Origin of the sequence: Halomonas sp. BDJS001, assembly GCF_026104355.1 — a bacterium.
In the GTDB taxonomy this organism is placed as follows: Bacteria; Pseudomonadota; Gammaproteobacteria; order Pseudomonadales; family Halomonadaceae; genus Vreelandella.
The window spans coordinates 4661103-4686559 of sequence record NZ_CP110535.1 but is presented as its reverse complement, the minus strand read 5'-3'; the positions used below and the strand labels follow the sequence as shown (position 1 = coordinate 4686559).

Here is a 25457-nt window from a genome sequence, read left to right as displayed (position 1 = left end):
GCGATGATCTCACCCCCCTCTTCGAACCTGCGTTCTCTCACCCAGACACTGGTTTGCTTAGGTCTGTGCACGCCGCTGCTAGCGCAGGCCGAAACGGTCAGTGAGCCTGAGAATTTGCCCGCCCTAAGTGCTGCGAGTGAGCAGGCCAGCGTAGTGGGGGTATCGTCAGGCGGCTATATGGCGGCCCAGCTAGCAGTGGCTTGGCCCGAGCGGTTTAGTGGCTTGGGCGTATTGGCGGCGGGGCCTTGGAGCTGTGCGCAGGGGTCGCTGAGCCTAGCGCTTAATCAGTGCATGATGACCCGTCGAGGTATGCCATCGCTGGATGAACTGGAGGCACGCCGCCAGCGCTATATTGGGCTTGAACAGGTAGGTAGCAGTGAGGCGCTTAGCCAGCTTAGGGCCTACTTATGGCACGGCGAAGAGGATGACGTGGTTGAGCCAAAGCTTGGCGACCTGCTTGCAGAGCAGTGGCAGCAGTGGCTTGCTTCGCCTGATCAGCTGCGCGTTGCGCGCAGTGAAAATGCGGGGCATGGCTGGCCGATACAGTTACCCAGTGAAGCCGCCCCCGGGCCCCACGAGTGGGGTGATTGTCGCCAGGGAGGCGGTAGCTTTTTGTTGTCCTGTGATGAGGATATTGCCGGAGAAATGCTGGATTGGCTCTATCCCGAACGAGAAGCCTCGGGCGCTAGTGAGCAAGAGGCAGGGCAGGGTGGTGAATTGGTTGCGTTTGATCAGTCAGAGTTTGCGGTAAAGGGCCTGGCGGATACCGGCTATGTGTTTATACCCGAAGGCTGCGAAGCGGGCGAGTGCCCGGTCACGTTGGCGCTGCACGGTTGTCAAATGAACGCAGAAGCCATCGGCGATACGTTTATACGCTACACCGGGTTAAATGCCTGGGCGGCAGCGCATCAACAAATCGTGCTCTATCCTCAGGCAGAAAGCAGTATGGCGAACCCGCAGGGCTGCTGGGACTGGTGGGGGTTTGCCGAAAGCACTTGGCAGTTAAGCCCCCAGCACGATACCCGTGACGGTACCCAAATTGGGGCGCTGATGGCGATGTTGGATCGTTTGCAGTCAGCACCTGAACAAGCCGATTAAGAGGCGCCGCTTAGCCGTCTAGTTCGCTCTCTAATGCGGAAACCAGGCCATGCGGGGTCGGTGAGTAGAGCACCCGCTGAAGAATATCGCCCTCGCGATCCACCAAAAAAAGCGAGGCGCTGTGGTCAATGGTGTAGTCCATTGCTGACCCCGGCGCTTCGACTTTCCGCCAGATCACCCCATAGCGTGAGGCGACGTCCTCAAGCTGCTCCTGGCTGCCCACTGCACCGATAAACGCCTCGCCGAAAAAACCCATGTACTCCTGCATGCGCTCAATCGTGTCGCGTTCGGGGTCAACAGTGATCATTACCGGCACTACACGCTCGCGCTGTTGCTCAGAGAGCTGGGCCAGGGCTTGGCGTTTAACCGACTGGGTCATGGGGCAAATGTCAGGGCAGTAGGTATAGCCAAACGAAACAATCGCGACTTGATCGTCGTCCAGCTGGGTCAATGAAAAATCACCCTGAGTAGAGGGTAAGTCTATCGGGCCTCCTACGGGTTCGCCATCTTGAGGGGCGAAGGCATACTGATAGAGCCCAATGCCGCTGGCTATGAGTAAAACCGCGACTAACCCGGCGCCTAGCCATAAGGGTTTCCGTGCCATATGCGTTAACTCCGAATCACGTCAAAATCGAACCAGCTGCCTACCTTGCCTTCTGCGGTTTGCAGTATGACACGCGCTCGCCAGGGCATAACGTTCTGAGTGCAAATCCCCACTTGGCCTTGACCTTGAAAGTGGCCGGGTGCATCGGCGCTAAGGGCAAAGCGATGTAAGCCCAAGTCCATATCCCGACCAATAAAATCGACCTCGACCTGGGTGGCGGTGAGGCCATCCACTTCCACTTCCAGCGGCAATATTTCCAATGCATCAATCCGTCCATTTGCCTGCACGTTGAGCGTGATACGGCCCACATCACCCAAAGTAGCAGTGCAGGGCGCTGCGTGCAGGTTACAGCTTGATGTGGGCGGAAACCATGTCACATCGCTATCGCGATGAAGCCAATGGGCAAAGGCGTACCATGCGCAGGCCGCCAACGCCAAGCCAGTGACCAGTATCAGTACCCTTAAGGCGGGGAAGCCCGCCGGGTGAGCAGGTTTTGATATCATCTTCATGGCAGAATAATCGCTACGCAAGCCGTGGGGGCGGGGTGTTATAGCCATGGTAACAGCAATCGCACCGATATCGCTGTGCTGGGATGTCGCAGGCAAAAGGGACGTAAATGGAGAGTATCACTGGTGCTTTAGGCCCACTATTTCTATTGATCTTACTGGGTGCCGTGCTTGGCTATTGGCGTTGGCCTAGCGACACCTTCTGGCCGCAAATGGAGCGGCTGATCTACTTTGTGCTGTTTCCCGCCATGCTGGTGGGAACCCTGGCCACCGCGGATGTCAGCCAGGTACCGGTTGGCCGCTTGGCGCTGGTGCTGCTGGGCGCGATGGCGCTGTTTGGCTTGCTGCTCTGGCGTTTACGTGGCTGGCTACAGCTAACGCCCGCGGCGTTTACGTCGGTATTTCAAGGCGCGGTACGTTTTAATACCTATGTGGGCGTTGCCGGCGCCGCCGCGCTACACGGCAGCCTAGGCGCGACCACCGCAGCCGTCGCCGTGGCACTAATGGTGCCAGTGGTTAACGTGATGTGTGTGGCCAGCTTTGTCGCGGCTGGCACTCTAGGCGGTGCGAGCGTAGGTAAAAGTGCCATGGCGTTGATTAAAAATCCGCTGATTCTTGCCTGTCTGGCGGGCATTGGCCTGAACCTGTCGGGCGTTGGTTTGCCCGGCTGGAGTCAAGACACGGTGGCGCTGCTGGGGCGTGCGGCATTGCCATTAGGCTTGGTGGCCGTGGGAGTAGCGCTGCGCCCGGCGGCGCTGCTGCGCATTGACCGCGGCGTACTGGCCACTAATAGCGTTAAACTGCTGCTCATGCCCGCGCTGGTATTGGCATTAACCTGGATACTACAGCTGGATCCGGTAAGCCGCGACGTAGCGCTACTGTTTGCAGCACTCCCTACGGCTACCTCTGCGTATATTCTAGCCCGTCAATTGGGGGGCGATGCCGAACTCATGGCCGCGATCATTACCGGCCAAACCCTGTTAGCCATGCTTACCCTGCCGTTTTGGCTGCAGTTGGTTAGCTGACAGCGAGGCTGGAACGCTAAATAAAAAATATTCGTATTTGTGTTGACGGGGTAAATGAGAACTATTACATTGTGGTTGTCAGCGTTTAATGAGACGCTGGCAACCAAGACAGCTGTTGATTTAAGAATCAGCGCCAGTTTCCTGTCATGGTTTCTCCCTCTCATTGCTAGTCACGGTCTTTTGCCGCTCCATTGGAGCGGCTTTCTTTTTTTATGCGTGCCAATTTTTTATTCATCTCCTGTGGGAGGCGATTGCGATCTTCGCTGTCGGCAAGTGGTAATAAAAAATATTCGTATTTGTATTGACGGGGTAAATGAGAACTATTACATTGTGGTTGTGGCGTTTGATGAGACGCCACAGGCCAAGACAGAAACCGCCAGTTTCCTGTCATGGTTTCTCCCTCTCATTGCTAGTCACGGTCTTTTTGCCGCTCCACTGGAGCGGCTTTCTTTTTCCAGCGTCTGCTAGAGCCCCGCCATCTAAACGTTTTTTCGACGACTACTCTACGCGCTTAGAGCTATTGTCTAATTAAGGCGATAACGGCTGCACGGAAGCAGGCTGACATGGCGTCATTGCTGAGGGGCGTTTTGGCGTCTACGTTTTATAAGTAGCCGCTAAAAGCGTTACTTGATATGGATACTAACGGAGGAGTTTTCCATGAACGATACACAAGATCTTTTCCCTACTCGCTTGGAACGAAAGTTGGGAATGTTTGAACGCATTGACCCAGTGGTATATGGCGATGAGTCACAGCTTGCGAACGGCCCCTTAAGCAAATCAGAAATTGATGAGTACGAAAGAAAGGGATTTCTGTCGTTTGAAGGATTTTTTGACGCTGATGATATGCAGGTTTTTCTTAAAGAACTGCGCGAGTATGAAGACGATGCTGATCTGAAGCTCTCAGAAGGCACTATTCTTGAACCTGGGCGTGAAGAGATTCGCACCATTTTCGGCATCCATGATGTTTCAAAACGCTTTCAGCGCTTGACCCAGGATCCCAAGCTATTGGCGATGGTTAAACAGTTGCTGGGCAGCGATGTGTATATCCATCAATCACGGATTAACTATAAACCAGGTTTTAAAGGCAAAGGGTTTGAGTGGCACTCCGACTTTGAAACATGGCATAGCGAAGATGGCATGCCACGTATGCGTGCGTTAAGTTGCTCCATCGTACTTACTGACAACGGTGAATTTAACGGCCCATTAATGTTGATTCCGGGCTCCCATCACTATTTTGTTCCGTGTGTCGGCCGAACGCCGGAAAATAACTATAAAGAGTCGCTGAAAAGCCAAGAGGTGGGCGTGCCCCCAGCCAGCAGCCTTCGCGAGCTAATGTTAGAAAACGATATCGAAGCACCTAAGGGGCCTGCCGGATCGCTGGTGATTTTTGAATGCAACACCATGCACGGCTCGAATATCAATATGTCTTGTTGGCCGAGAAGTAATCTGTTCTTTGTTTACAATAGCGTTGAAAACACGCTGCACGACCCTTACTGCGGCAATCGTCCCAGGCCTGAGTTTCTGGCCAATCGTTCGGATTGGGAGCCGCTAAAGCCGCTAAAGGAGTAATACTAAGCGCTACGCCGTATTAAAGCGCTACGACCAGAGCTTACGCTTTCGCCCAATGTGGCAGAACATCACGTTTGGCGCTTTTTGATGTGGCGCGGGAAGTAGTGGCTTACAAAGCGTTTGGCAAAAGGCGTTGAGGGAGAGCGTATGTTCATGAAGGGGGCCTCAACGCCACCCCCATGTAAAATAGATACGCACCGCTATTTTGACTCAGTGTTTCATCCAGGCATTTAAGTCATCTAAAAACGCTAAGCACTGGCTAAGCTGATCAATTTCAATAAACTCATCGGGCTTGTGGGCTTGGTGAATAGAGCCGGGCCCAAGAATGACCGATGGGATGTCGCCATCGATCTCGAAAACGCCCCCTTCAGACCCATAAGAGACCTTGCCACCACGCTCGGGAAGGATGGGTTCAAGCTTTTTGAACATATCGCTGTCGGTAGCGTCTCCCATGGCGGGGTAGGCAAATAACTCTTGCCACTCAATGGCGGAATCGGCGGATTGGCGCTGCATTTCAGGCAGCAGGGCAGCCTCTATATCGTTGATCAGCGCTTGGATATCCGTGGCGGCTGCTTCCTGATCAATGCTACGTAGCTCAAAGATAAAGCTGCAAGTGTCGGGGGTAACGTTGGTCGCTACACCGCCTTCTATCATGGTGGTCAGCGTTGTGGCGTGGGGAACGGTAAAGTCTTGGTCGAAGGGGCCCTCTTGCTCATATCGTCGTGATCGTTCGGCGATCATGGTGATGATACGCGAGGCATACTCCACCGCATTAACATGCTGGGGAGAAAACGATGAATGGCCCCCTTCGCCGCGTACTGTCACCCGCATCGCGATCTTGCCCTTCTGACCGTTGATCAACTTCATTTCGCTGGGTTCGCCGATGATGGCCAGTGCCGGTGGCACCTTGAGCTTGGCTAGGTAGCGTGCGATAGCGGGAGCACCCAGGCAACCTACTTCCTCATCATGAGAGAAGCAGAAATAGAACGGGCGCTTCAGTTCACTGCTGGCAAAAGCCGGTGCTGCCGCCATCACACAGGCGGCAAAGCCTTTCATATCGCAGGTGCCACGCCCAAACAAGTGGCTGTCGCGCTGCTCTAGTTTGAAAGGGTTGCTTTGCCAGTTCTTCGGATTGGCGGGTACGACGTCCGTATGGCCAGAGAGAACGATGCCAGGCACGTTGGCAGGGCCCAGACGGGCGACCAAATTGGCTTTTTCGCCGCTCTCATCGGGTAGCACCGTTACATCCGCGCCAAGAGTGGCGAAGAAAGCCTCCATGTGATGAATAAGCTCAAGATTGGAGTAAGCACTGGTTGTGTCGTAAGCAATCAGGTTAGCGAGGTGTGATACCGCGGCTTCCAACTGCGGGTGAGCGTTAGGCGTAGCACTAGCTTGCATAGCGTTAAATCCTTGGCAATAAGGGGAACTGTGGCTCAGGTTTTGGCCTTCTTAAGCTGCTGACGAATCGTGACGACCACCACAAATATCGCCAGCGAAGCGAAAAGCCAGGTGATCGGTGACGACACCAGGATGCTGGGATCACCACGAGAGAGCGCAAGGGCACGACGCAGGTTCTCTTCCAGCATTGGGCCAAGAATGAAGGCGATTAAAAAGGGCGCGGCGGGAATGGCGAACAGGAACATGAAAAAACCAAATATGCCCATCGCCAGCAGTACGATGACGTCATACATACTGTTGGAGATAGAAAAAATGCCGAAGACGCATAGCGCAAGCACGATAGGCGCCATCAGACCGGGGGGAATTCGCGAGATATGCGAGAAAAAGCGCATCGTTGCTTTACCCGCACCAAACAGCAGAACAGAGGAGAACAGCATGCCAATAAACAGCATGTAAACCTCATGAAGGTTGTTCTCAAACAGCATCGGGCCTGGGGTCATACCGTGAATCATAAAGGCGCCCAGCATCACGCCGGTAATCACATCGCCCGGCACGCCCAGCGCTAATAGCGGGATCATGGTGGAGCCACAGCAACCATTATTGGCGGACTCGGATGCCGCGATTCCTTCCAGTTCGCCTGTACCAAAGTTCTCGCGATTCTTCGAGCTGCGCTGTGCTTCCCCATAAGAAGAGAAAGCCGCCGCCGAGGGGCCAATACCGGGAATGGCCCCCATCACCACCCCAATCATGCTGCCTTTGAGCATTGCCTTTAAGGAGCGGCGCAGCTCATCTCGCGTTACCCGGTTATCACCCAGTTGCATGGGCTTATGGCTTTGGTTGTGACGAAAAACAATAATTTTAAGCAGCTCAGGAATCGCAAACAGGCCAATGAGTACGGGCGCAACGGCAAGACCGCTCTGCATATCCATGGTGAGATCAAAGCGGAACGAGCCGTACATATCTTCGCCCACGGTGGCGAGTAGTAGCCCTAAGCACGCCGACACAAGCCCAAGCAGCAGCGAACGCCCTGACACCCCAGCGACGGTGGTGAGCGCGAAAATCATCAGCATAAAGTATTCGGGTGGCCCAATCCGTAGCGCGAGGAGCGCCAGCGGGGCGGCAATAAAAATCAGCGATAGGTTGGAGATAAAATCCCCGGTACATGAGGAATAGAGTGCCATGTTGAGGGCTTTACCTGCCTTGCCCTGTTGGGCCAATGGGTAGCCATCTAGGGTGGTACAGGCGGCCGACGCGGTGCCTGGTGTCTTGATCAATATCGCGGATACCGAGCCGCCGTAGGTTGAGCCTTTGTAGAGCGCAACGAGCAGTAAAATACTCGGGATCGGCTGCATATAAAACGTAAAGGGCAGCGCCAGGGTCACCGCCATGGTGCCAGTCATGCCGGGAATGGCGCCGATAATCACGCCACCCCAAATACCGGCGGCCATGATCAAAAAATTCTCAAGAGTGGCAACCGCCTGGAAGGCAACCAGCAGGTCGTTGAGCATAGTGGTAGTCCTATACGCGGTAGATTAAATACCGATCGCCTTGAAAAGGCTGCCGACAGGGAAACGCGTATTGAGTGCGCTGGAGAAAAACAGGTAGAGAACCAGTGGCAGTACTACGGCAACAGTGACGGCTACCACTTTGTGGCGCCAATAACCCGTCAATATCAACATCGCCATTAGCAGCAGGATGCTCGATAGCAAAAAACCAAGCAGCATCACTGAGCCAATGAAAAGCGCAAAGGCCAGTACCGTCCAACCGAAACGCGTGAGTAGTGTGGCAAGCGGCGTATCGCCACGTATTGAGCGGGCGTCTTCAGGGTCGGCGATGGCTTCGGTTTTACGTGAACAAGACAGCCCTACGAGCAGTATGCCCAATGCCATGCCGAGCATGGAAACCGTGCGTGGCCACATATCAGGCGGTGGCGCGAACCCTGGAATAAAGCGCGGGCGGGGTACATAGGCGGGTATCAGTAGAAACAGAACGATACCGAACAGCACTGTGATAACTAAACCGCGTGTTATACCCATGTCCCCTCCAGTGATGAAATGATGTAGGCAGTGACAACAGCGTGGTGCTTAACGCTGAATCACTCTAGATAGCCAAACTGTTCGGCTAAAGTGCGATAGAACTCGTACTGTTCCTGGGCATAAGTCTCCATATCAACGCTGCCAATAGTGGATATTGAGCCACGATCATCAGCACGGCTGAGCCATGTCTCATCCTCAGCCACCTGTTCCATCACGTCAGCCCAAGTGTTAACCACTTCTTCAGGTAGATCTGGCGGGCCATACAGCGCGCTCCAGCCAATCACTTGCCCAGCTAGCTCATAACCCAACTCTTCTGCAGTCGGCACGTCTGGGAGTGCCTCCATGCGCTCGGGTGAGAACACCATTAACGGGCGCATATCACCGCTCTCGATATGGGGCATCAGCGATGCTGCTGCGATGGCGAGAAAATCAACATGCCCACCCAGTAGCGCCGTTGCGAGTTCACCGCCCCCACGGTAGGGAATCAGCGTGGCCGCTGTCAGCGGATCCATTTCTGCGTCAGCCAGTAGTGACTGCACGGTAAAACCATCGATGGCGGTGGCGCCGGAGGCGGCATAGCTCATCGCGCCAGGGTCGTTTTCAATGCCCTCCAGCAAATCCTCAACGCTTTCATAGGGTGAGTCGTCGGCCACGGCAAGAATCATCGGTGTGGCTTCCAGCGGGCTGATAAATGTGTACTCATCCCAGTCAACGCTGCTGTTTTCGTTGACCGCGGGTGAGAGCGCCATACCGACGCGGGCTAATAGCAAGGTGTAACCATCGGGGTCAGCCTGTACGACATCACGAGCGCCGGTCATTCCCCCAGCGCCGGCTTGGTTAACGACCGTGACAGGCTGACCTAGATATTCACGAGCAGACTCCGCTAGCGCCCGACCGGCCAGATCGGAAGCGCCGCCAGGGCCATAAGGGACTACCAGCGTGACAGGTTCGGAAGGGTAGCTCTGAGCATAGGCGGTGGAGGCAGCGAGCAGCGTTGCTGCCGCTAAGCTTAAGGTGAGTTTCATACTTGTCTCCGCAATGGTGGTTGCATGTCTGTTATTGAATAGCTGTTATTGAAGGGCTGAGTAAAGAGCATTAATTGGATTAATCACTTTCAACATAGACAGCTATGAAATTTGTTGCAACAATTCAATTTAGTATGCGTTTTAGTTCTAGTGGTGGGCGAAAGTTGCAAGCTTGTTGTTTATCAAGCGTGTTTTTATCTGCCGGTTAATTCGTTAAATACGGCTAAAGTGAGTTTAAGATAATGAAAATAAAGGAAATTGAAGCGTTTGATGCCTTTATGAAGCATGGCACCACAAAAGCGGCTGCAGAAACGTTAGGGATCAGCCAATCAATGGTCAGTCGTTTGCTCATCGGACTGGAGGAGGAGCTGGGTTTTGCGTTGTTCAAACGTGCCCGGAATCAGCTTTCGCCAACGTCAGAAGCATTTTTATACCACGCGTCCGTTTTACGGTTGATGGCGAGTATTCGAGATACGCAAAAGACGCAGATGCTATTGCTAATAATCAAATGGGTAGTGTCGTCGTCGCTGCTCAACCCATTTTTTGCGATACCTTTTTACTCGATGTGATTAAGCGCTTTAAACAGATTCATCCTAATGTAGGCGTTCGGGTCATCGATGCAGGGCTGCAAGAGCTGCTTAAAATGATCGACAACAATACCTGTGATGTGGCGCTGGGGATAACGCTTGAAGCAGACACTTATGGGGCAACCGTCAGTAGCCTTGCACGCTGTTCGGCGCGCTGCATCATGCATCGTATGCATTCCCTCGCTAGCCAAGATGTGGTGGCGCTTACCAGCTTACAAAATCAGACATTCGTAGAGCTGATGGCGGATAGTCCTCTGCGTGCCCGCGTGGATTACATTATGCAGACAGTGGGTATAAAGCGGCACATCGCCGCTGAAATGCGCCATATGCGAGGGGTGTGCGCATTAGTTGACCGCGGGCTTGGGGTAGCAGTGATTGATCCCATTGCAGAGCTACTGCTGCAGGGGACAGCCGTTGTATCGAAGCCCATGGAGCCAACGATTGAGTGGGAGATTGCCTTACTTAAATCCAAACACAAACCGTTAAGTAATGTGGCTGAATCTTTCTGCCAAGAGATATACGCTGAAATCGATAGCTTGCATCAAATGGGTATTTTAATATCGCTTAATAATTAAAAGCAGATGCTTAAACTTAATAGTCGTCCTGATACAACTATTTTCGGTTAATGCGAAAGACGCCCGCTCAGCATTGATGCTGACCGTAGCGTCTAACACTGCAATAACCCCTCTCTGTCAATTTAGTTGGCAGAACGTTTACGCTTCCCGACGGTATATCAAATCCCACACACCGTGGTCGAGTTTTTCGCCGCGGGCTTCAAACTTGGTCAATGGGCGGAACGCCGGGCGCGGTACATAGGGGGCGGTTTCCGCACTGGCGGTATTGGTATAACCGGGCGCTGCTTCCATGACTTCTGCCATCCACTCCGCGTAGGCTTCCCAGTCGGTGGCCATATGAAAAGTGCCGCCGGGCATCAAGCGCGTGCGGATTAGCTCAACAAAGGCAGGCTGTACGATGCGCCGCTTATGGTGCTTCTTCTTCGGCCAGGGGTCGGGGAAGAACAGCTGCAGCGTGGTGAGCGAGGATTCGGGCAGGCACTGCTCCAGCACTGCCAGGGCGTCCTCGCGGTAAACGCGCAGGTTGGTAAGGCCACGCTTATCGACTTCATCGAGCAGTTTGCCAACGCCAGGGGCGTGGACTTCAATGCCGATAAAGTCGGTGTCTGGGTGAGTCTCGGCCTGTTCTATCAGCGAGTTGCCCATGCCAAAGCCGATTTCTACGACCCGCGGTGCCTTACGGCCAAACAGGGCGTCCAAGTCTTGACGACCGTCGGCGATGGTCAGGCCAAAACGCGGCCAGATGTCTTCTAAACCCCGGTTCTGGGCCTGGGTCATACGCCCCGCGCGGATCACGTAGCTTTTAATGCCGCGGCGGTGCAGCGGTGCATCCGTACCTTCCGGGCCTGTGGGGGCGTTGCTTTCGGGCGCGTTGTGACTTTCTGGTACGGTATCGTTGGGTTCAGTCATGAGGTCTCGAATCAATTAACCGTTAATACGGTCAGCGAAAGGTGAAGAAGGATCGGCGGACTGGCGGCGCGGCATACGGCCAGCTAAAAACGCATCGCGGCCGGCTTCCACGGCCAGCTTCATGGCGTTGGCCATGCGTAGCGGCTCGCGGGCGTGGGCAATGGCGGTATTGAGCAGCACGCCATCACAGCCTAGCTCCATCGCCATGGCAGCATCCGATGCGGTGCCAATGCCCGCATCCACCAGTACCGGTACGCTGCTCTGTTCAACAATCAAGCGCACGTTGTGTGGGTTCTGAATGCCGTGGCCCGAGCCAATCAGTGAGCCCAGCGGCATGATGGCGCAGCAGCCCATGGCTTCAAGTTCGCGTGCCACAATAGGGTCGTCGCTGGTGTACACCATGACGTCAAAGCCATCAGCAAGCAGCGTTTCAGCGGCTTTTAGCGTCTCGACCACGTTGGGATAAAGCGTGTGATCGTCGCCGAGCACTTCCAGCTTGACCAGGTTGTGACCGTCGAGCAGCTCGCGGGCCAGGCGGCAGGTGCGCACGGCGTCTTTGGCGGTGTAGCAACCGGCGGTATTGGGCAGCAGGGTGTAGCGATCGGGCGAAATAACGTCGAGCAGGTTGGGCGCCTCGGCGTTCTGACCTAAGTTGGTACGGCGTACGGCAAAGGTGACGATTTCAGCGCCGCTTTGGGCAATGGCGGCACCGGTTTCGGTAAAGTCTTTGTACTTGCCTGTGCCCACCAGCAGGCGCGAGTGAAAATCGCGCCCAGCAATGGTTAGTGGGGCATCGGCTAGCGGTGTATCAGTTAGTTGGGTCATTGTGTTTCCTCTAGCCGCCGCCAATCGCGTGGACAACTTCAACGTGGTCGCCATCGACCAGCTGGGTGTCGGCGTGTTGGCTGCGGGGGACGATCTCTTCGTTAATTTCGACGGCGATACGACGACCACTCAGGCCCAGCTGTTCAACTAAGTCGGCGGCGGTAAGGCCGGTGGACAGCGTATGGGGTTCACCGTTTAGACGTATCTGGATAGACATAAATAGGCGTGTCTCATTCGTCGTGGCAGTTCGTGCTCTAAGGTATTCTCTATTGTAGCGGTTTCGCGCCGCGCAAGGTAAGCCGTAGCAGCAATAGTGTGATGGATGCCAACCGCAATAGGCGTAGGAGAGTAGCGTGCAACGAACAGATAAAGTGTGGTGGTGCATCGCGGCGTTATCGGGCGCGATGCTGGTAATGTTAGGTGCCTATGCCGCCCATGGCTTGGCGGCGCGCACCACAGAAGCGATGGTGAGTGCGGTTGAAACCGGCGTGCGCTATCAGGCCTGGCACACGCTTGCCATCATGATCGTGCTGGTATGGCGTCAGGTTCAGCCGCTTGCCGGGCAGCGCTGGGTGCTGGCGCTGTGGGCGCTAGGCATGGCGTGCTTTTCAGGCTCGCTCTATTTAATGGCACTGGCGGGGCTAAGTCTGGGTATTGTGACGCCCATTGGCGGACTGCTACTGATGGCAGGCTGGCTGGCGCTTGGGGTGGTGGTTGTGAAAGCACGCTAAGGTGAGCGTTTCCACCTTGTTGCAGGCGTTAATGCTTAAGGTTTATTGAGTGCGCTTGTTATCGGCGCACACTATTGTCCTCTGGCGCGTCGATATCGCTAAGTATGCCCTCGTCCTGGACGGCATACTCCCGGTACTGCGCCGTGTGGCGTTGAATAACGCCTTTGGCACCGTCATCGCCGCTTAATACTTGAAGGGCTGGCCAGAGTACGCGACCGAAAATAACCGGATGACCTGGTTGGCCCTTGAAGCTGGGCCTTACGATGGTGTCGCGCGTGGCTAGCCGCTGTAATGCCCCCAATGTGCCTTGCTGAATCCAGGGCATATCGGCTAATAAAATAGCTACTGCCTCGACGCTGTTAAGGCGGGCGTCGTGGCTAAGGGCGCTCACCGCCTCGGCGAGACTGGCCCCCAACCCAAGATGCGCCTGGTGAAGACGGATCAGGGGCGTGTTGTCTGCAAGGCCTAGCAGCGTTGCCTCATCCTCTTCGCGTATCGCCACGCGCAGCAGAGGAAAGGCTTGTTCGGCATTCGCGACACAGGCTGTCAAAAGCGAGCGTCCGTCGGCTAAGGGGGCGCAGCGCTTGTCATCCTCACCAAATCGGCGCGAGTAGCCCGCCGCCATCACCAAAGCGACAACATGACTAGCACTCATGGAGTGCTGTTCCGTGCTGCACCCGTATGCTACCCGCCATGATCGAGAGGGCAATTTCCGCAGAGGTGCATGTTGATTCCATCACGGCTAGGTAAAACGCGGGCAGGCGCTTAACCTGCAACTCCAAATGCTGCATTTCACACGATTCCAGTAGTAAGCAAGCGACATACATTGCCTCTCTTGCGTGGATAGGCTTGTCATAGCGTAGCGCACCTGACGCATCTAGAGGCTTTGTTTTACTGGGTTTGGTCAGAGATTTGGGCTGCTTGGGGTAATCGTGACTATGCTAAAGGTCTTACCGCACTAAATAAGCGATAGCAACGCGCAAGGAAGGCATATAGCAATGAACTCCTCTAATAACGTCGAAAGACACCCCAAGACCGTGAACTCTAATAGCAGCACCTTTTCACTGACCGTCAATGGTGAACACCATCCGTTAACGCTGGATAACCGCACAACGCTTTTGGATGCCCTGCGTGAGCACCTGCAACTTACAGGCTCCAAGAAAGGCTGTGACCACGGTCAATGTGGTGCCTGCACGGTGCTGGTGAACGGCGAGCGCATCAACGCCTGCTTGTCTCTTGCGGTGATGCATGAAGGCGATGATATTGCGACTATCGAAGGGGTGGGAGAGGTCGACCATCTTGATCCCATGCAGCAAGCCTTTGTCGCTCATGACGCTTTCCAGTGCGGCTACTGCACGCCGGGGCAAATCTGCTCGGCCAAGGCAGTGCTTGACGAGATCCAGGCGGGGCTGCCAAGCCACGTTACCAACGATCTGAATGCGCCTATCGAGATAAGCGATGCGGAAATCCGTGAGCGGATGTCGGGCAACCTTTGCCGCTGTGGTGCCTACGCCAACATTCTCAAGGCTATTAACCAGGTGGCGGAGGGGCGCTCATGAAAGCTTTTTCTTATGAACGCGTCAGCGACCCGGCCCAGGCGGCAGTGCGTGCGGCGGAAGTGCCCGGCGCCAAGTTTATTGCGGGCGGCACTAACCTGCTGGACTTGATGAAGCATGAGATCGAAATCCCCGAGCATCTGATCGACGTATCGGGCACGGGCCTTGACGATATTACCCCGACAGATGAGGGCGGCCTGCGGATTGGTGCGCTTGTCAGCAATGCCGCGCTCTCGGCGGATGCCCGGATCCGCAAGGACTACGCGGTGTTGAGCCGGGCACTTGTCTCGGGCGCATCGGGCCAGCTGCGCAATAAAGCCACGACCGGCGGCAACCTTTTACAGCGCACGCGCTGCCCCTATTTTTATGACACCGGGATGCCCTGCAACAAACGTTCGCCTGGGGCAGGCTGTGCAGCACTGGGTGATGGCGCAACGTCGCGTCAACTGGGTGTTATCGGCACATCAGAAGCGTGTATCGCCACGCACCCTTCAGACATGGCCGTGGCCCTGCGCGTGCTGGATGCCGAAGTGGAAACCGTGACCTCATCGGGGGAAACGCGCCGCCTGACGCTGGATGAGTTCTACCAGCTGCCCGGCGATACCCCGGAGATAGAGAACGCGCTGCAAGCCGGCGAAATGGTTACCGCCGTGCGGTTGCCGCCCCCCGTTGAGGGCCGCCATGCCTACTACAAAGTGCGCGATCGGGCCTCTTACGCCTTTGCGCTGGTATCCGTTGCGCTGATTAAAGCCCCCGATGGCACCGGACGTGTGGCACTAGGTGGCGTGGCGCCCAAGCCTTGGCGCCGTGCTGAAGCCGATGCGCTGTTACCGCAGGGCGCCTCTGCCGTCATGGCCCGCTTACTGGATGGCGCTCGTCCAACGCATGAGAATGCCTACAAGCTTACCCTCGCAGAGCGCACGCTCGCCGCGCTGCTGGCTCAGGAGTAACCCATGGATTTTAATCAATCAACGGAAGATAACCTGTTTGACCGTGCCCGTATTATCGGCAAGCCGCATGTGCGAATCGACGGGCTCCTTAAGGTAACCGGCCGCGCCCCCTACGCTTACGAGCGGCATGACGTGGTGGTCAACTCATTGGTGGGCTTTCCCTTGGGCGCAACGATTGCCCGGGGAAAAATCACCCATATAGACGCCTCGGCCGCCCGCGCCGCACCCGGCGTAGCCGCCGTTATCACCACTCTAGAGTTTGAGCCGCTGGCGCGTGCCGACAGCAATGTGGCCCATCTGTTCGGCGGCGCCACCGTTGAGCACTACCACCAAGCGATTGCTGTAGTGGTCGCCGATACCCTGGAGCAGGCGCGTGGTGCGGCGTCCTTGATCAAGGTGCGCTACGAAGAGACGCCGGGCGTGTTCGATCTTGAAGATGCCTGGGCACGCTTGCAGAACACCGGCGAACCAGCCGCCAATGTAGGCGATGTGGAGGCGGCGATTGATGCCGCACCGGTGACGCTGGACGAAACCTACCGCACTGCTTCGCAAAGCCACGCCATGATGGAGCCCCACGCTTCTATCGTGGACTGGTCGGATGGCGGTCAGATGACGGTATGGACATCGAATCAGATGATCGAATGGACGCGCCAGGCGCTCGCTACCACCTTCGAGATCGACGCTGATAGGATCCGCCTGGAAAGCCCTTACGTGGGCGGCGGCTTTGGCGGCAAGCTATGGCTGCGCGCCGATGCGGTGCTGGCGGCACTTGGATCGCGGGAGACCGGCCAGCCGGTCAAGGTGGCCTTGCCGCGCCCGATGATCTTCAACAACGCCACCCACCGCTCCGGCACTATTCAGCGTCTGCGTATCGCGGCGGGTTTAGATGGCAAAATCACCGCTTTCGATCACGCCGCCATTTCCCATACGCTGCCCGGCGGCAGCGGTGAAGATGCGGTTAATCAGACCCGCTGCTTCTACGCGGGCGAAAACCGTCGCGTGGCGCACCACCCTATTGATATGGGCCTTCCTGAATCGGCGGATATGCGTGCCCCGGGGGAAGCCTCGGGGCTGGCGGTGCTTGAGGTCGCCATGGACGAGATGGCGGAGAAGCTTGGCATGGATCCGGTGGAATTTAGGATTCTCAACGACACCCAGGTCAATCCCGAAGAGCCATCGAAGCCCTTCAGCGAACGCCACTTTGTGGAGTGCTTGCGCAAGGGCGCCGACACTTTTGGCTGGGCTGAACGTAACCTTAAGCCGGGCGGCCGGCGCGAAGGCCAATGGCTGATTGGCCACGGTATGGCCGGTGCTTATCGCGGCGCGCCCACCCTGGCTTCGGGCGCACGGGTGCGTTTGCAGAAGGGGCGCCTGATCGTGGAAACCGATATGACCGATATCGGTACCGGTTCCTACACCATCCTGACCCAGACAGCCGCAGAAACCATGGGCATGGAGATGCAGGACGTAGAGGTGCGCCTGGGCAATAGCGCCTACCCGATCTCCTCCGGATCCGGCGGGCAGTTTGGAGCAGCGAGCTCCACCGCTGGCGTTTACGCCGCCTGTGTAGCGCTTCAGGCGCAGATCGCCAAGCGCCTAAACGTTGACGAGGCACGGTTTGAAAATGGCCGCATTGTCGCCGGACAGATAGATCTGGCGCTGGCCGACGTGGCCGATGGCGAAGAGGTTGTGGCTGAAGACTCGATCAACTTTGGTGACTTCAAGGACAAACTGGAGATTGGCACTTTCGCAGCGCACTTTGTTGAGGTGGCTGTGCATGCCTATACCGGTGAAACCCGCGTGCGGCGCATGCTGGCCGTGTGTGATGCAGGACGCATTCTCAACCCTATTACGGCGCGCAGTCAGGTGCTTGGCGGTATGACCATGGGCGTGGGGGCTGCCTTGACCGAGGGCATGAGTGTGGATACTGAGCGCGGCTTCTTCGTCAACCACGACCTGGCAGGCTACGAAGTGGCGGTGCATGCGGATATTCCCGAGCAGGAGGTCATCTTTTTAGATACCACCGATGCTGCTTCATCGCCCCTAAAAGCAAAAGGGGTGGGTGAACTGGGTATCTGTGGTGTAGCCGCCGCGATTGCCAATGCAATCTACAATGCTACTGGTGTTCGGGTGCGCGAATACCCAATGACGCTGGATCGAGTAATTGCGCAGTTACCCGCAGCGTAAAACCTCGGGGATGTGGCGGCTAGCCTGAGCTCTATGCCGAGGGTCGAAAGCATTTGAACCCTCGGCACAACCCTAAGCCTTTCTTATGCCACGCGTTGCTCTGCCCATTTGCTACATTTATGACAACAACATTCGCAGTGGCATCCACAGCCCCATGGCAATCATGACCAGGTTTTCGGTCAGCGATACGAACCCCAACGGCACATTGCTGTTACCGCCGACGCAGGCGCACTTAAGCTCACGTTTGTCGATGTACACGGCTTTAAACACCGAGACCGCCCCCACTGTACCGACAAACAGCGCCAGCGGCGCGGCCAGCCAAATCAACGCCCCGGCCAGCATTAAAATACCTGCAAGCGTCTCGGCGTAGGGATAAAAATAGCTGTAGGGCACGTAGCGTTGAGCTAACAGGTCGTAATTCAAAAACATATTGCTGAAGCTTTCGACATCCTGCAGTTTTTGCAGGCCGAGCAGCACCATGGCTGTAGCAACGGCATACTCCGGCATGCGTGCAGTAAACAGTGTGCCCTGGGACGCCCAACTAATTGCCAAACCGATCAGCAGCGCAGTAGCAAAAATGGCGATCACCGGCCGGTAAGTGGTCTCTTTTGCATTGGGAACGCTCATTCCCAGATGCTCACGCAACGCTTCATAGCCGCCGATGCGTTGATCACCGATGTACACCTGGGGCGTCGTGTCGACGTTTTCCTGTTGTTTGAACGCGTCGATCTCATCGCGGGACGTTAAGGTGTGGTCGTCGACCGTAAAGCCCTTGCGTTTGAGTAGATCAACCGTCTTCAGGCCAAACGGGCACAGATGCTCGGCGGTTTTCATCCGGTAAACCCGCGCGCTTTGGTGTGTTGATGATGCCATGGCAACCTCCCTTTTTTGCCTTATCAAGGCTAACAGCGTAGTACCTGGGGTCGCCTATAGGTCAAGTGTTGGTATATTTTCCATCGCCGAATAAATCAGGTAGTGGCCTTCGCAACGAGCGATTAGGCTAAAAGATATAAAACAACCAAAGTCCCCACGCCTGCCATACCTATCGCGTCCAGCGTATCTAAAACCTCGCGCTCTTCAGGATGAAGGAGGTGACACATAGCGGTTCTTGCACTGCTTAACCTTAATAGTTGAGAGGTACTGCTGATCCCCATGCTGAAAGTAGCGATAATGATTTCGATGATCTCTAACCCAAATAGCACAAGGAAAATGGTTAACAAGGCAGTTAAAAATAGGCATAGCCAAAAAGAAAACCATTGACAGTCAATGAGCCCCTTATTATCAAGCGACATCCAACTATCAGAAGCGATCTTTTTTGTTGATAAGAGCGATATGAACATTCCGGTGCACCCGAATCGTGATGAGGTTGGGCCTATCCTGCCACCGAATAATTAACGAACAGTTATGTGCTTTCATTCATTAGCTGGCGTACGTATGGGTTGTATTAGGAAAAGGTGTTAGGCGCTGTTTTGGTTGGCCTGCTGCCGAGTTCGCATGAATGGATGTCGCTGAGGCTCGACCCTTAAGATTAGCTTGTATGGCTTCTACGACCGTGCTGATCTCTGGACGCCATAGAATCGTGTCATAGGGTTCTCGTGGTACGAAGGCGAGTGATTTTTTCTGACGTACCAGGGAAATGGTGGCGACATCGAGTGCTGCCGCTAAGTGCATCGGCCCTGAGTCGGGTGTCACGAATAATCGCGCTCGCTCTAGAACCGCAGCAAAGTGACGGATAGGAAGCGGTGGGCATAAGCTGCCATACCGCGATAACATCAAGCGCTGCTCAATCGGTGCTAGAAGCCTAAACTCCTCCGGCCCAAGGAAAACGGCATAACGTATTTTGCAGGCTTCCATGGCATCGATGAGCATTAGCCAAAATGCCAACGGCCAACGTTTGTTTTGATGCCCGCCTACGAAGAGCGCAATAAAGTCTGTATCTGCTGTTTGGTCGCTATGCAGACTGACTAACTGTCGTATCTTCGTCATGGCCTGATCGCGCTCCTGCTCCGTTAGCTGGAGCAGTGGCCGATTACGACAAGCAACACCGAGCGGACGTGTCAAATTAACGATGGCATCGTAGGCGTGTGATGATTTCCCTTCCGCCTCAATGCTGTACCACCGCTGGTGACCTTTACGTGCCCCCATGCTGTACCGCGCCCCTATTAACCGGGTCACTATAAAGCCGCTCGTTGATCCTCCGCTTACTTGTACCGCCAGGTCATAACGTTGTGCTCGTAAGCGTCGTAATAGTGTTACGCACTGCCAGGGACGGAGAATGGCTTCTCTCGACAGTAAATAAAAATGGTTAACAGGACGTTGCTGCAACAGTGGCCATGTTTTATCAGTCGCTAAATAGTCTATGCGCGCGGAAGGAAAACGTTCACGAAAAGCATCGATGGCAGGGGTGCTGATTAGTGCGTTGCCCAGACGAAAATTGGGGCGAATAATTAAAATTTTCTCTATGCCGACAAGGCTATCGATGGTTTCTGGTTCAGGCGCTTTGAGGATATACCGTAGACCTCCCAGTAAAAATCGCTTCATTCTTTTTCAAAAAAACGGGCCACTATTTTTAAATAAGAGTTTGTTCTAATAAGTGTTAGTAAGTGCATGCTCTGGCGCTCTGTTCAGTTAATAGACAATGGTCTGCCTACGGCAGCGTTAAGGCAGATTAAAAATGACTGCCATTGAAGGCGCTGCTTTGGCTATGCCCATGGCGAAAGAGGCAGCTTGAGCCTAAATAACTTAAAGAAGAGTTAAGCTGCATAAGAGGTTTGCAAAAAAGGGCTGGCTTACTGGTTGAATTCAGATGCGTATGCCTTGTGGGGTATAAGTTGCCGTATTTAAGAAAAGCTTAAGTTTTGATGGCGAAGATAGCGGTTTGTAGATTGAGGGAGCAGCATGCGCGCACTGCTGATCGAAGATGATCCCTTGCTTGGGGATGGCATTAAAACGGCGCTGGAGCGCGAGGGGTATACGGTTGATTGGTTTATGCTCGGCCGCGAGGCAATCCGCGCTATCGGCAGCGAGACCTTCAGTGTGATTATTTTGGATCTTGGCCTGCCCGATATGGACGGCATGCAGGTACTTCAGTTACTCCGTCAGCAATCCACCCTACCTATTCTGATTTTGACCGCCCGCGATGCGGTGGAAGACCGTATTGGCGGTTTAGATGCGGGGGCGGATGACTATGTGCTCAAGCCCTTCAATTTGCAGGAGCTACTCGCCCGTTTGCGTGTCGTAATGAGACGCGCGGAGGGGAGAGCCTCACAGATATTAACGCTGGGGTCGCTGAGTATTGATGAGGCTCGTCATGCGGTGACTTGGCGGGGCAAAGACGTAAAGTTGGGGCGACGCGAGTATGCCTTACTCTTAGAACTAGCTAGGCACCCCGATAGAGTGCTTTCTCGCCCTCGCTTAGAAAATTTGCTCTACGGCTGGGGCGAAGAGGTAGAGTCCAATGCGGTGGAGGTTCACATTCATCATCTGCGTAAAAAGCTTGAGAAGCACCTGATCATTAATGTGCGTGGGATTGGCTACCGGCTGGATAGCCAAGCGCAATGATATCGATACGGCGTTATCTACTCCGCACGCTGGCCATTACCATGGTTGTCGCCGGAGGGATCGCGGTGACCGCGGCTTACTTAATTACCGATCATGAGCTAGAAGAAATTCTCGATACACAGCTCAGTCTGCATAGCCGGATTGTGGCTGGCCAACTCGAACCAAACGCGACCATTGACGACTATGCTCGCCTGACTTCGCGCATGGGCCTTCCAGGCCATCCGGCACAGCTATATCGCGCCGGTGACGCAGTGCCAGTGAGCAGCGCTGAATCAGATCCTGAGTTTTACCACGAGGAAGAGTTTAAATTAGTGCTGGGTTTTTGGAATGCCGATGGCTCACCCAAGCTGTTAGGCGGCAAATGGAATGATGCCGGGCCTTTCCCCGCACCTTTAGAAGAGGGCTTTCGCTGGGAAAGCTACGATGGTCATCGTTGGCGGGTGTTCAGCATGTTCGACGTTGCCAGCGATACCTGGATCCGCATGGGGCTGCAAGGTTCGTTTCATGATGAAGTGGTGGAGCGCATCACCTGGAACAATTTATTGCCGATGCTCTTTTTGCTGCCACTCCTCCTTTGGCTGATGAGCCGCATCATTCGGCGGGGAATTGCGCCCATCCAAGCGCTTTCCAGCCAGGTGCAAGGCCGCTCCGCCCACGACCTAAGTAAAATCGATAACCCGGTTCCTCAAGAGCTTAATGAATTACGCCAATCGCTAAACGACTTTATCGCCCGGTTAAAAGCAACGTTAGAGCGCGAGCGGCGCTTTACCGCCGATGCAGCCCATGAGTTACGCACGCCTTTGGCAGCGCTGAGAATCCACCTGGATAACGCTCAGGCAGGGGGAGAACAATCATTACAAAAGGCGTATGTTGGTGTGGAACGGCTTCAGCGGGTAGTAGAACAACTGCTTATTTTGGCGCGTTTGGATCAAGTTGCCACAACCTCACCGGCAACTATCGATCTTTACCCGATTATTGCTGAATTGGTAGCCGAACTGTGGCCACTCGCTGAAGAGCGAGATCAGCACTTGAGGCTAACAGGGTTAACCCGGCTGGAGGTTCGCGCCGACGAAGTCGAGGTGGGCATTCTCTTTCGTAACCTGCTGGATAACGCCTTACGCTATACCCCGGAAGGAGGTCATATAGAGGTAGAGTTGACCCTTCGGGAGGGGGCGCCTCAACTTATTGTGAGAGATACTGGCCCCGGACTGCCTGAGGCACTATTGGATAAAGTCACAGAGCGCTTTAGGCGCGCGTCTGGTCAGGGCACTACTGGCAGCGGATTGGGTTTGTCGATTGTTTCGGAGTTGGCTCAGCGCCAGGATGCACGCCTTACACTTAGTAACCGCATGCCCAATGGGCTAGCGGTAAGCGTTACGTGGGAACAAAACCAGCAACAAGCTCACTGATTAGCTTGCTTGGCTTGTCTTCGGATCAAGACCTCGAATCTAACGGCACTTCCACCGTTAGATGCACCAGAGAACCGCACTGTTGTTGAATGCTCTGCCGGCAAATGTCAGGCGATTCTGGGGTGCCCGGCAACAGTGCGGCAATCGCTGCATGGAGGTTGGGCCAATCGATCCAATTTGTAAGCTCGCCCCTGCGCAGGCTGCGCAGGCTGCGAAGGGGCAGTCGCACTTATCTTCGTTAAAACATCAGCTTCACACCAGTAACGACCCCCGCGTCTTCCGTGTTATCGCCACTAGCGCGGGAGAGATCCGCCGTGTCGCCATACTCTTTCTCCCAATAAGCACCGACGTAGGGGGCGAAGCGGCGGGTGACTTCATAGCCTAGCCGCAGGCCAGCACGAACCGAGTTAAGCCCTTCACCGACGCCAAATTCTTCCACTTCACTGGCGGCCACGGCGATTTCGGTGCGCGGCTGTAGGTAGAGCCGCTGTGTGAGTCGCAGATCGTATTCGCCCTCAAAACTGGCAGCCACGTCGCCATCTTCACTCACTTGCATGGCAACGTCGGTTTCAATGCCGTAGGGCATCACACCTTGCAGGCCGACCACTCCATAGGTGCGTTCGGCGTGGTCATCGGAGAACACACCGCCTTGATAACCGATACCCCCTTGTAACTCCCAAAAATCTGCCACTAGGCGGCTATAGAGTAGTTCCAGGGACTCGAACTCAGCATCTTCGCCGTCGCCCTGGACGTTTTCGCCCTCTGACTTCAGGTAAACGCGGTTGATATCACCGCCGTACCAGCCTTGAAAGTCCCATACCACGGCGTCTTGGCCTTTGTCGGGAACGGTGTATTCAAGCCGGTCGAACAGCCCCATGCGCATGTTGTGTTCCATCGTGGGCGCTGGCCAGTTGTCTGGAGCCGCATAGCCATCTTCGGCCTGAGCGGTAGTAGCGGCGGCCACGGCGAGGGCCACGCTGGCGAGGGTTAAGTAGTGCTTGTTTTCATACTGCCTCCTTAAGAAACCTGAACAACGCGGAACATGCCGGCATCCATGTGATAAAGAAGGTGGCAGTGGAACGCCCAGCTGCCCTCGGCGTCTGCGGTGATCAGCGCAGACACGCGCTCGCCGGGCTTCACATTCAGGGTGTGTTTGCGCGGAATCAATTCACCCTGGCCGTTTTCCAGCTCCATCCACATGCCGTGGAGGTGAATGGGGTGCTCCATCATGGTGTCGTTGACGAGGATGAGGCGCAGCCGCTCATCTTTCACAAAGTGAATAGGGCCGGTCACTTCGCTAAACTTTTTGCCATCAAACGACCACATGTAGCGTTCCATGTTGCCGGTCAGATGCAGTTCAAGCTCACGGCCTGGTTCGCGGCGGTCAGGCCATGGCGTGAAGGCTTTAAGATCGCGGTAGACGAGTACTCGACGTTCGTTGGGGTCGATGCCTATGCCTGCCTGGTCGTAGCGAGAACCGGGCTGGGCTTCACCAGCAACGAGCAAACCATTTTCGCCGATTTTCGCCTGCTCCCCCGGCATGCCGCCCATATTAGAGTGATCCATACCCTCCATGTTGGAGTGATCCATGCCCTCCATACCGGCATCGTCACTGCTCATTCCTGGCATATTGGAGTGATCCATACCTTCCATATTTGACATGCCTGAGTGATCCATCCCTGCCATATTGGAATGATCCATACCGCCCATACCGTGGGCAGCCATGGCTTCCATGCCGCGGTCGGCAATTTGACGTCGTTCAGGAATGTCGGCCTGCATGCCTTCACGCGGTGCCAGGGTAGCGCGGGCGTAGCCGCTGCGATCCATGGACTCGGCGAAGATGGTGTATGCCCGGTCGTCTTCAGGTGAAACAAGCACATCGTAGGTTTCCGCTACGCCAATACGGAATTCATCAACGGGAACGGGTTGCACCGGCTGACCATCAGCGGCTACCACGGTCATTTTCAGGCCGGGTATACGGACATCGAAGAATGACATGGCTGAGCCGTTAATCACGCGTAGCCGTATCCGCTCTCCTGCCTTGAACAGCGCGTTCCAGTTTTCCTGGGAGGAGTGGCCGTTGAGCAGGTAGGTATAAGTGCTGCCAGTGACATCGGCGATATCCCGGGAGCTCATACGCATTTGGGCCCACATGCCGCGCATTTCGGCGGTTTGTGCGAAACCTTTTTCGCGAACATCGGCGAAGAAGTCAGCAATCGTGCGCTCTTGGAAGTTGTAGTAGCCTTCCATGGTTTTCAGATTACGGAACACCGACATGGGGTCTTCAAAGGTCCAGTCGGTGAGCAGTAGCACGTGCTCTCGGTCGTAGCGGAATGGCTCGCGTTCGGCGGCGTCAATAATTAACGGCCCCGCATGGCCAAGCTGTTCCTGCATACCTGAGTGGCTGTGGTACCAGTAGGTACCGTTCTGACGAACAGGAAAGCGATAGGTAAAGGTTTCACCAGGGGCGATACCTGCAAAGCTAACCCCAGGCACGCCATCCATTTCCGGCGGTAGGATGAGGCCATGCCAGTGGATAGAGGTGGGCTCATCCAGCAGGTTAGTGACGCGAAGCACGGCGTCCTGCCCCTCTTGCAAGCGAATCATCGGGCCTGGGCTGGTGCCATTGATGGTGATGGGCGTCGCCTCTTGACCATCAATGGGGTGTGACTCGCGGCGAATGGCTAGCGATACCTCGGGGCCTTCTTCGACGCCCTGCGCATAAACATTGGTGCGGCCCCAGGGGGTTGCCCAGGCGGGGGTTAGTCCCATTGCGGCAGCGGAACCTAAGCCTAAGGCAGCGCCGCCTTTTAGGATCTGTCGGCGAGAGAGCGGGTGAGAAATGATGCTTGAGCGTGCCATGTAGAACTCCCATCAATGATGAATGGCACCATCTTGATGGAAGA

27 protein-coding genes are annotated in these 25457 nt (G+C 55.3%); 12 read left to right on the top strand and 15 right to left on the bottom strand.

What is annotated here, in order from left to right; genetic code table 11:
• The first annotated feature begins 3 nt into the window (after positions 1-3).
• Entirely contained in the window at positions 4-1098 is a 1095-nt protein-coding gene (locus OM794_RS21800; RefSeq protein WP_226250903.1) for a PHB depolymerase family esterase, read from the top strand.
• 10 nt (positions 1099-1108) lie between these two features.
• On the opposite strand, the gene OM794_RS21795 is transcribed toward OM794_RS21800, so the two are convergent.
• Together OM794_RS21795 and OM794_RS21790 are read right to left on the bottom strand one after the other, a co-directional pair.
• Entirely contained in the window at positions 1109-1702 is a 594-nt protein-coding gene (locus OM794_RS21795) for an SCO family protein (RefSeq protein WP_226250902.1), read from the bottom strand.
• 5 nt (positions 1703-1707) lie between these two features.
• Positions 1708-2211, bottom strand: coding sequence for a hypothetical protein (locus OM794_RS21790; protein ID WP_226250901.1), 504 nt, complete (start codon positions 2209-2211; stop codon positions 1708-1710).
• 107 nt (positions 2212-2318) lie between these two features.
• Between OM794_RS21790 and OM794_RS21785 the strand changes: the two genes are divergently transcribed.
• From OM794_RS21785 to thpD, 3 genes are all read left to right on the top strand, one after another.
• The gene (locus tag OM794_RS21785; RefSeq protein ID WP_226250900.1) at positions 2319-3233 is read left to right on the top strand and encodes an AEC family transporter; all 915 of its coding nucleotides are present in this window, start codon (positions 2319-2321) and stop codon (positions 3231-3233) included.
• Positions 3234-3287: 54 nt separating this feature from the next.
• Complete coding sequence (locus OM794_RS21780) at positions 3288-3701, top strand: hypothetical protein (RefSeq protein WP_265154058.1); 414 nt, start codon at positions 3288-3290, stop codon at positions 3699-3701.
• Positions 3702-3890: 189 nt separating this feature from the next.
• Entirely contained in the window at positions 3891-4802 is a 912-nt protein-coding gene (gene thpD, locus OM794_RS21775; protein ID WP_226250898.1) for an ectoine hydroxylase, read from the top strand.
• A gap of 210 nt (positions 4803-5012) precedes the next feature.
• Here thpD and argE read toward each other — a convergent pair whose 3' ends face one another.
• The 4 genes from argE to OM794_RS21755 are packed head-to-tail and all read right to left on the bottom strand — an operon-like array spanning position 5013 to position 9261.
• On the bottom strand, positions 5013-6200 hold the full coding sequence (argE, locus tag OM794_RS21770) for an acetylornithine deacetylase (protein WP_226250897.1): 1188 nt from the start codon (positions 6198-6200) through the stop codon (positions 5013-5015).
• 35 nt (positions 6201-6235) lie between these two features.
• Positions 6236-7708, bottom strand: a complete 1473-nt coding sequence (locus tag OM794_RS21765; RefSeq protein ID WP_226250896.1) for a tripartite tricarboxylate transporter permease — start codon at positions 7706-7708, stop codon at positions 6236-6238.
• A gap of 24 nt (positions 7709-7732) precedes the next feature.
• Positions 7733-8236 carry a tripartite tricarboxylate transporter TctB family protein gene (locus OM794_RS21760; protein ID WP_226250895.1) on the bottom strand — a complete coding sequence of 168 codons (504 nt, stop codon included), beginning with the start codon at positions 8234-8236 and terminating at the stop codon, positions 7733-7735.
• Between the two features lie 59 nt (positions 8237-8295).
• Positions 8296-9261 (bottom strand): Bug family tripartite tricarboxylate transporter substrate binding protein, encoded by a 966-nt coding sequence (locus tag OM794_RS21755; RefSeq protein ID WP_226250894.1) that lies wholly within the window; start codon positions 9259-9261, stop codon positions 8296-8298.
• Positions 9262-9503: 242 nt separating this feature from the next.
• Here OM794_RS21755 and OM794_RS21750 point away from each other — a divergent pair, with 242 nt between their 5' ends.
• Both OM794_RS21750 and OM794_RS21745 read left to right on the top strand, forming a co-directional pair.
• A complete protein-coding gene (locus OM794_RS21750) occupies positions 9504-9830 on the top strand; it encodes a LysR family transcriptional regulator (RefSeq protein WP_265154057.1) in 327 nt (108 codons plus the stop codon).
• On the top strand, positions 9770-10423 hold the full coding sequence (locus OM794_RS21745; protein WP_265154056.1) for a LysR substrate-binding domain-containing protein: 654 nt from the start codon (positions 9770-9772) through the stop codon (positions 10421-10423). The genes OM794_RS21750 and OM794_RS21745 overlap by 61 nt, the downstream gene beginning before the upstream one ends.
• A 138-nt stretch (positions 10424-10561) precedes the next feature.
• Here the strand turns inward: OM794_RS21745 and trmB are convergent, their stop codons facing one another.
• Genes trmB through thiS form a run of 3 tightly spaced genes read right to left on the bottom strand, consistent with a single transcriptional unit; the run spans position 10562 to position 12374 of the window.
• Entirely contained in the window at positions 10562-11332 is a 771-nt protein-coding gene (gene trmB, locus OM794_RS21740) for a tRNA (guanosine(46)-N7)-methyltransferase TrmB (protein ID WP_226250892.1), read from the bottom strand.
• 15 nt (positions 11333-11347) lie between these two features.
• Positions 11348-12157 (bottom strand): thiazole synthase, encoded by an 810-nt coding sequence (locus tag OM794_RS21735; protein ID WP_226250891.1) that lies wholly within the window; start codon positions 12155-12157, stop codon positions 11348-11350.
• Between the two features lie 10 nt (positions 12158-12167).
• Entirely contained in the window at positions 12168-12374 is a 207-nt protein-coding gene (gene thiS / locus OM794_RS21730; protein ID WP_226250890.1) for a sulfur carrier protein ThiS, read from the bottom strand.
• A 136-nt stretch (positions 12375-12510) separates the two neighbouring features.
• Here thiS and OM794_RS21725 point away from each other — a divergent pair, with 136 nt between their 5' ends.
• Positions 12511-12888 (top strand): DUF423 domain-containing protein, encoded by a 378-nt coding sequence (locus tag OM794_RS21725; protein WP_226250889.1) that lies wholly within the window; start codon positions 12511-12513, stop codon positions 12886-12888.
• A 58-nt stretch (positions 12889-12946) separates the two neighbouring features.
• Here the strand turns inward: OM794_RS21725 and OM794_RS21720 are convergent, their stop codons facing one another.
• On the bottom strand, positions 12947-13543 hold the full coding sequence (locus OM794_RS21720) for an NTP transferase domain-containing protein (protein ID WP_226250888.1): 597 nt from the start codon (positions 13541-13543) through the stop codon (positions 12947-12949).
• A 343-nt stretch (positions 13544-13886) separates the two neighbouring features.
• On the opposite strand from OM794_RS21720, the gene OM794_RS21715 reads away from it, so the two are divergent.
• From OM794_RS21715 to paoC, 3 genes are read left to right on the top strand one after another with little or no spacing between them, the layout of a single operon-like run.
• Positions 13887-14447 carry a 2Fe-2S iron-sulfur cluster-binding protein gene (locus OM794_RS21715; RefSeq protein WP_226250887.1) on the top strand — a complete coding sequence of 187 codons (561 nt, stop codon included), beginning with the start codon at positions 13887-13889 and terminating at the stop codon, positions 14445-14447.
• Positions 14444-15394, top strand: a complete 951-nt coding sequence (locus tag OM794_RS21710; RefSeq protein ID WP_226250886.1) for an FAD binding domain-containing protein — start codon at positions 14444-14446, stop codon at positions 15392-15394. The genes OM794_RS21715 and OM794_RS21710 overlap by 4 nt, the downstream gene beginning before the upstream one ends.
• 3 nt (positions 15395-15397) lie before the next feature.
• Positions 15398-17581, top strand: a complete 2184-nt coding sequence (paoC, locus tag OM794_RS21705) for an aldehyde oxidoreductase molybdenum-binding subunit PaoC (RefSeq protein ID WP_226250885.1) — start codon at positions 15398-15400, stop codon at positions 17579-17581.
• A 117-nt stretch (positions 17582-17698) separates the two neighbouring features.
• Here the strand turns inward: paoC and OM794_RS21700 are convergent, their stop codons facing one another.
• The 3 genes from OM794_RS21700 to OM794_RS21690 form a co-directional block, all read right to left on the bottom strand.
• Positions 17699-18454, bottom strand: coding sequence for a glutaredoxin (locus tag OM794_RS21700; protein ID WP_226250884.1), 756 nt, complete (start codon positions 18452-18454; stop codon positions 17699-17701).
• A gap of 122 nt (positions 18455-18576) precedes the next feature.
• Complete coding sequence (locus OM794_RS21695; RefSeq protein WP_226250883.1) at positions 18577-18921, bottom strand: hypothetical protein; 345 nt, start codon at positions 18919-18921, stop codon at positions 18577-18579.
• Between the two features lie 79 nt (positions 18922-19000).
• On the bottom strand, positions 19001-20122 hold the full coding sequence (locus OM794_RS21690; protein WP_265154055.1) for a glycosyltransferase family 9 protein: 1122 nt from the start codon (positions 20120-20122) through the stop codon (positions 19001-19003).
• 357 nt (positions 20123-20479) lie between these two features.
• On the opposite strand from OM794_RS21690, the gene OM794_RS21685 reads away from it, so the two are divergent.
• Together OM794_RS21685 and OM794_RS21680 are read left to right on the top strand one after the other, a co-directional pair.
• Positions 20480-21142: a response regulator transcription factor gene (locus OM794_RS21685; RefSeq protein WP_226250881.1), complete on the top strand. Its 663-nt coding sequence runs from the start codon at positions 20480-20482 to the stop codon at positions 21140-21142.
• Entirely contained in the window at positions 21139-22551 is a 1413-nt protein-coding gene (locus tag OM794_RS21680; RefSeq protein ID WP_226250880.1) for an ATP-binding protein, read from the top strand. Before OM794_RS21685 ends, OM794_RS21680 begins: the two co-directional genes overlap by 4 nt.
• Before the next feature lie 238 nt (positions 22552-22789).
• On the opposite strand, the gene OM794_RS21675 is transcribed toward OM794_RS21680, so the two are convergent.
• Entirely contained in the window at positions 22790-23515 is a 726-nt protein-coding gene (locus OM794_RS21675) for a copper resistance protein B (RefSeq protein WP_265154054.1), read from the bottom strand.
• 53 nt (positions 23516-23568) lie between these two features.
• Positions 23569-25413: a copper resistance system multicopper oxidase gene (locus OM794_RS21670; protein ID WP_226250878.1), complete on the bottom strand. Its 1845-nt coding sequence runs from the start codon at positions 25411-25413 to the stop codon at positions 23569-23571.
• Positions 25414-25457 lie beyond the last annotated feature (44 nt).

Coding starts and splice junctions, on each gene's coding strand:
- OM794_RS21780 (WP_265154058.1), top strand. CDS start 3,288: ATGAGAACTATTACATTGTGGTTGTCAGCGTTTAATGAGACGCTGGCA.
- OM794_RS21735 (WP_226250891.1), bottom strand. CDS start 12,157: ATGACCCAACTAACTGATACACCGCTAGCCGATGCCCCACTAACCATT.
- trmB (WP_226250892.1), bottom strand. CDS start 11,332: ATGACTGAACCCAACGATACCGTACCAGAAAGTCACAACGCGCCCGAA.
- OM794_RS21720 (WP_226250888.1), bottom strand. CDS start 13,543: ATGAGTGCTAGTCATGTTGTCGCTTTGGTGATGGCGGCGGGCTACTCG.
- OM794_RS21795 (WP_226250902.1), bottom strand. CDS start 1,702: ATGGCACGGAAACCCTTATGGCTAGGCGCCGGGTTAGTCGCGGTTTTA.
- OM794_RS21670 (WP_226250878.1), bottom strand. CDS start 25,413: ATGGCACGCTCAAGCATCATTTCTCACCCGCTCTCTCGCCGACAGATC.
- OM794_RS21685 (WP_226250881.1), top strand. CDS start 20,480: ATGCGCGCACTGCTGATCGAAGATGATCCCTTGCTTGGGGATGGCATT.
- OM794_RS21715 (WP_226250887.1), top strand. CDS start 13,887: ATGAACTCCTCTAATAACGTCGAAAGACACCCCAAGACCGTGAACTCT.
- paoC (WP_226250885.1), top strand. CDS start 15,398: ATGGATTTTAATCAATCAACGGAAGATAACCTGTTTGACCGTGCCCGT.
- OM794_RS21800 (WP_226250903.1), top strand. CDS start 4: ATGATCTCACCCCCCTCTTCGAACCTGCGTTCTCTCACCCAGACACTG.
- thpD (WP_226250898.1), top strand. CDS start 3,891: ATGAACGATACACAAGATCTTTTCCCTACTCGCTTGGAACGAAAGTTG.
- OM794_RS21750 (WP_265154057.1), top strand. CDS start 9,504: ATGAAAATAAAGGAAATTGAAGCGTTTGATGCCTTTATGAAGCATGGC.
- thiS (WP_226250890.1), bottom strand. CDS start 12,374: ATGTCTATCCAGATACGTCTAAACGGTGAACCCCATACGCTGTCCACC.
- OM794_RS21785 (WP_226250900.1), top strand. CDS start 2,319: ATGGAGAGTATCACTGGTGCTTTAGGCCCACTATTTCTATTGATCTTA.
- argE (WP_226250897.1), bottom strand. CDS start 6,200: ATGCAAGCTAGTGCTACGCCTAACGCTCACCCGCAGTTGGAAGCCGCG.
- OM794_RS21760 (WP_226250895.1), bottom strand. CDS start 8,236: ATGGGTATAACACGCGGTTTAGTTATCACAGTGCTGTTCGGTATCGTT.
- OM794_RS21710 (WP_226250886.1), top strand. CDS start 14,444: ATGAAAGCTTTTTCTTATGAACGCGTCAGCGACCCGGCCCAGGCGGCA.
- OM794_RS21695 (WP_226250883.1), bottom strand. CDS start 18,921: ATGTTCATATCGCTCTTATCAACAAAAAAGATCGCTTCTGATAGTTGG.
- OM794_RS21745 (WP_265154056.1), top strand. CDS start 9,770: ATGGGTAGTGTCGTCGTCGCTGCTCAACCCATTTTTTGCGATACCTTT.
- OM794_RS21790 (WP_226250901.1), bottom strand. CDS start 2,211: ATGAAGATGATATCAAAACCTGCTCACCCGGCGGGCTTCCCCGCCTTA.
- OM794_RS21680 (WP_226250880.1), top strand. CDS start 21,139: ATGATATCGATACGGCGTTATCTACTCCGCACGCTGGCCATTACCATG.
- OM794_RS21765 (WP_226250896.1), bottom strand. CDS start 7,708: ATGCTCAACGACCTGCTGGTTGCCTTCCAGGCGGTTGCCACTCTTGAG.
- OM794_RS21755 (WP_226250894.1), bottom strand. CDS start 9,261: ATGAAACTCACCTTAAGCTTAGCGGCAGCAACGCTGCTCGCTGCCTCC.
- OM794_RS21700 (WP_226250884.1), bottom strand. CDS start 18,454: ATGGCATCATCAACACACCAAAGCGCGCGGGTTTACCGGATGAAAACC.
- OM794_RS21690 (WP_265154055.1), bottom strand. CDS start 20,122: ATGAAGCGATTTTTACTGGGAGGTCTACGGTATATCCTCAAAGCGCCT.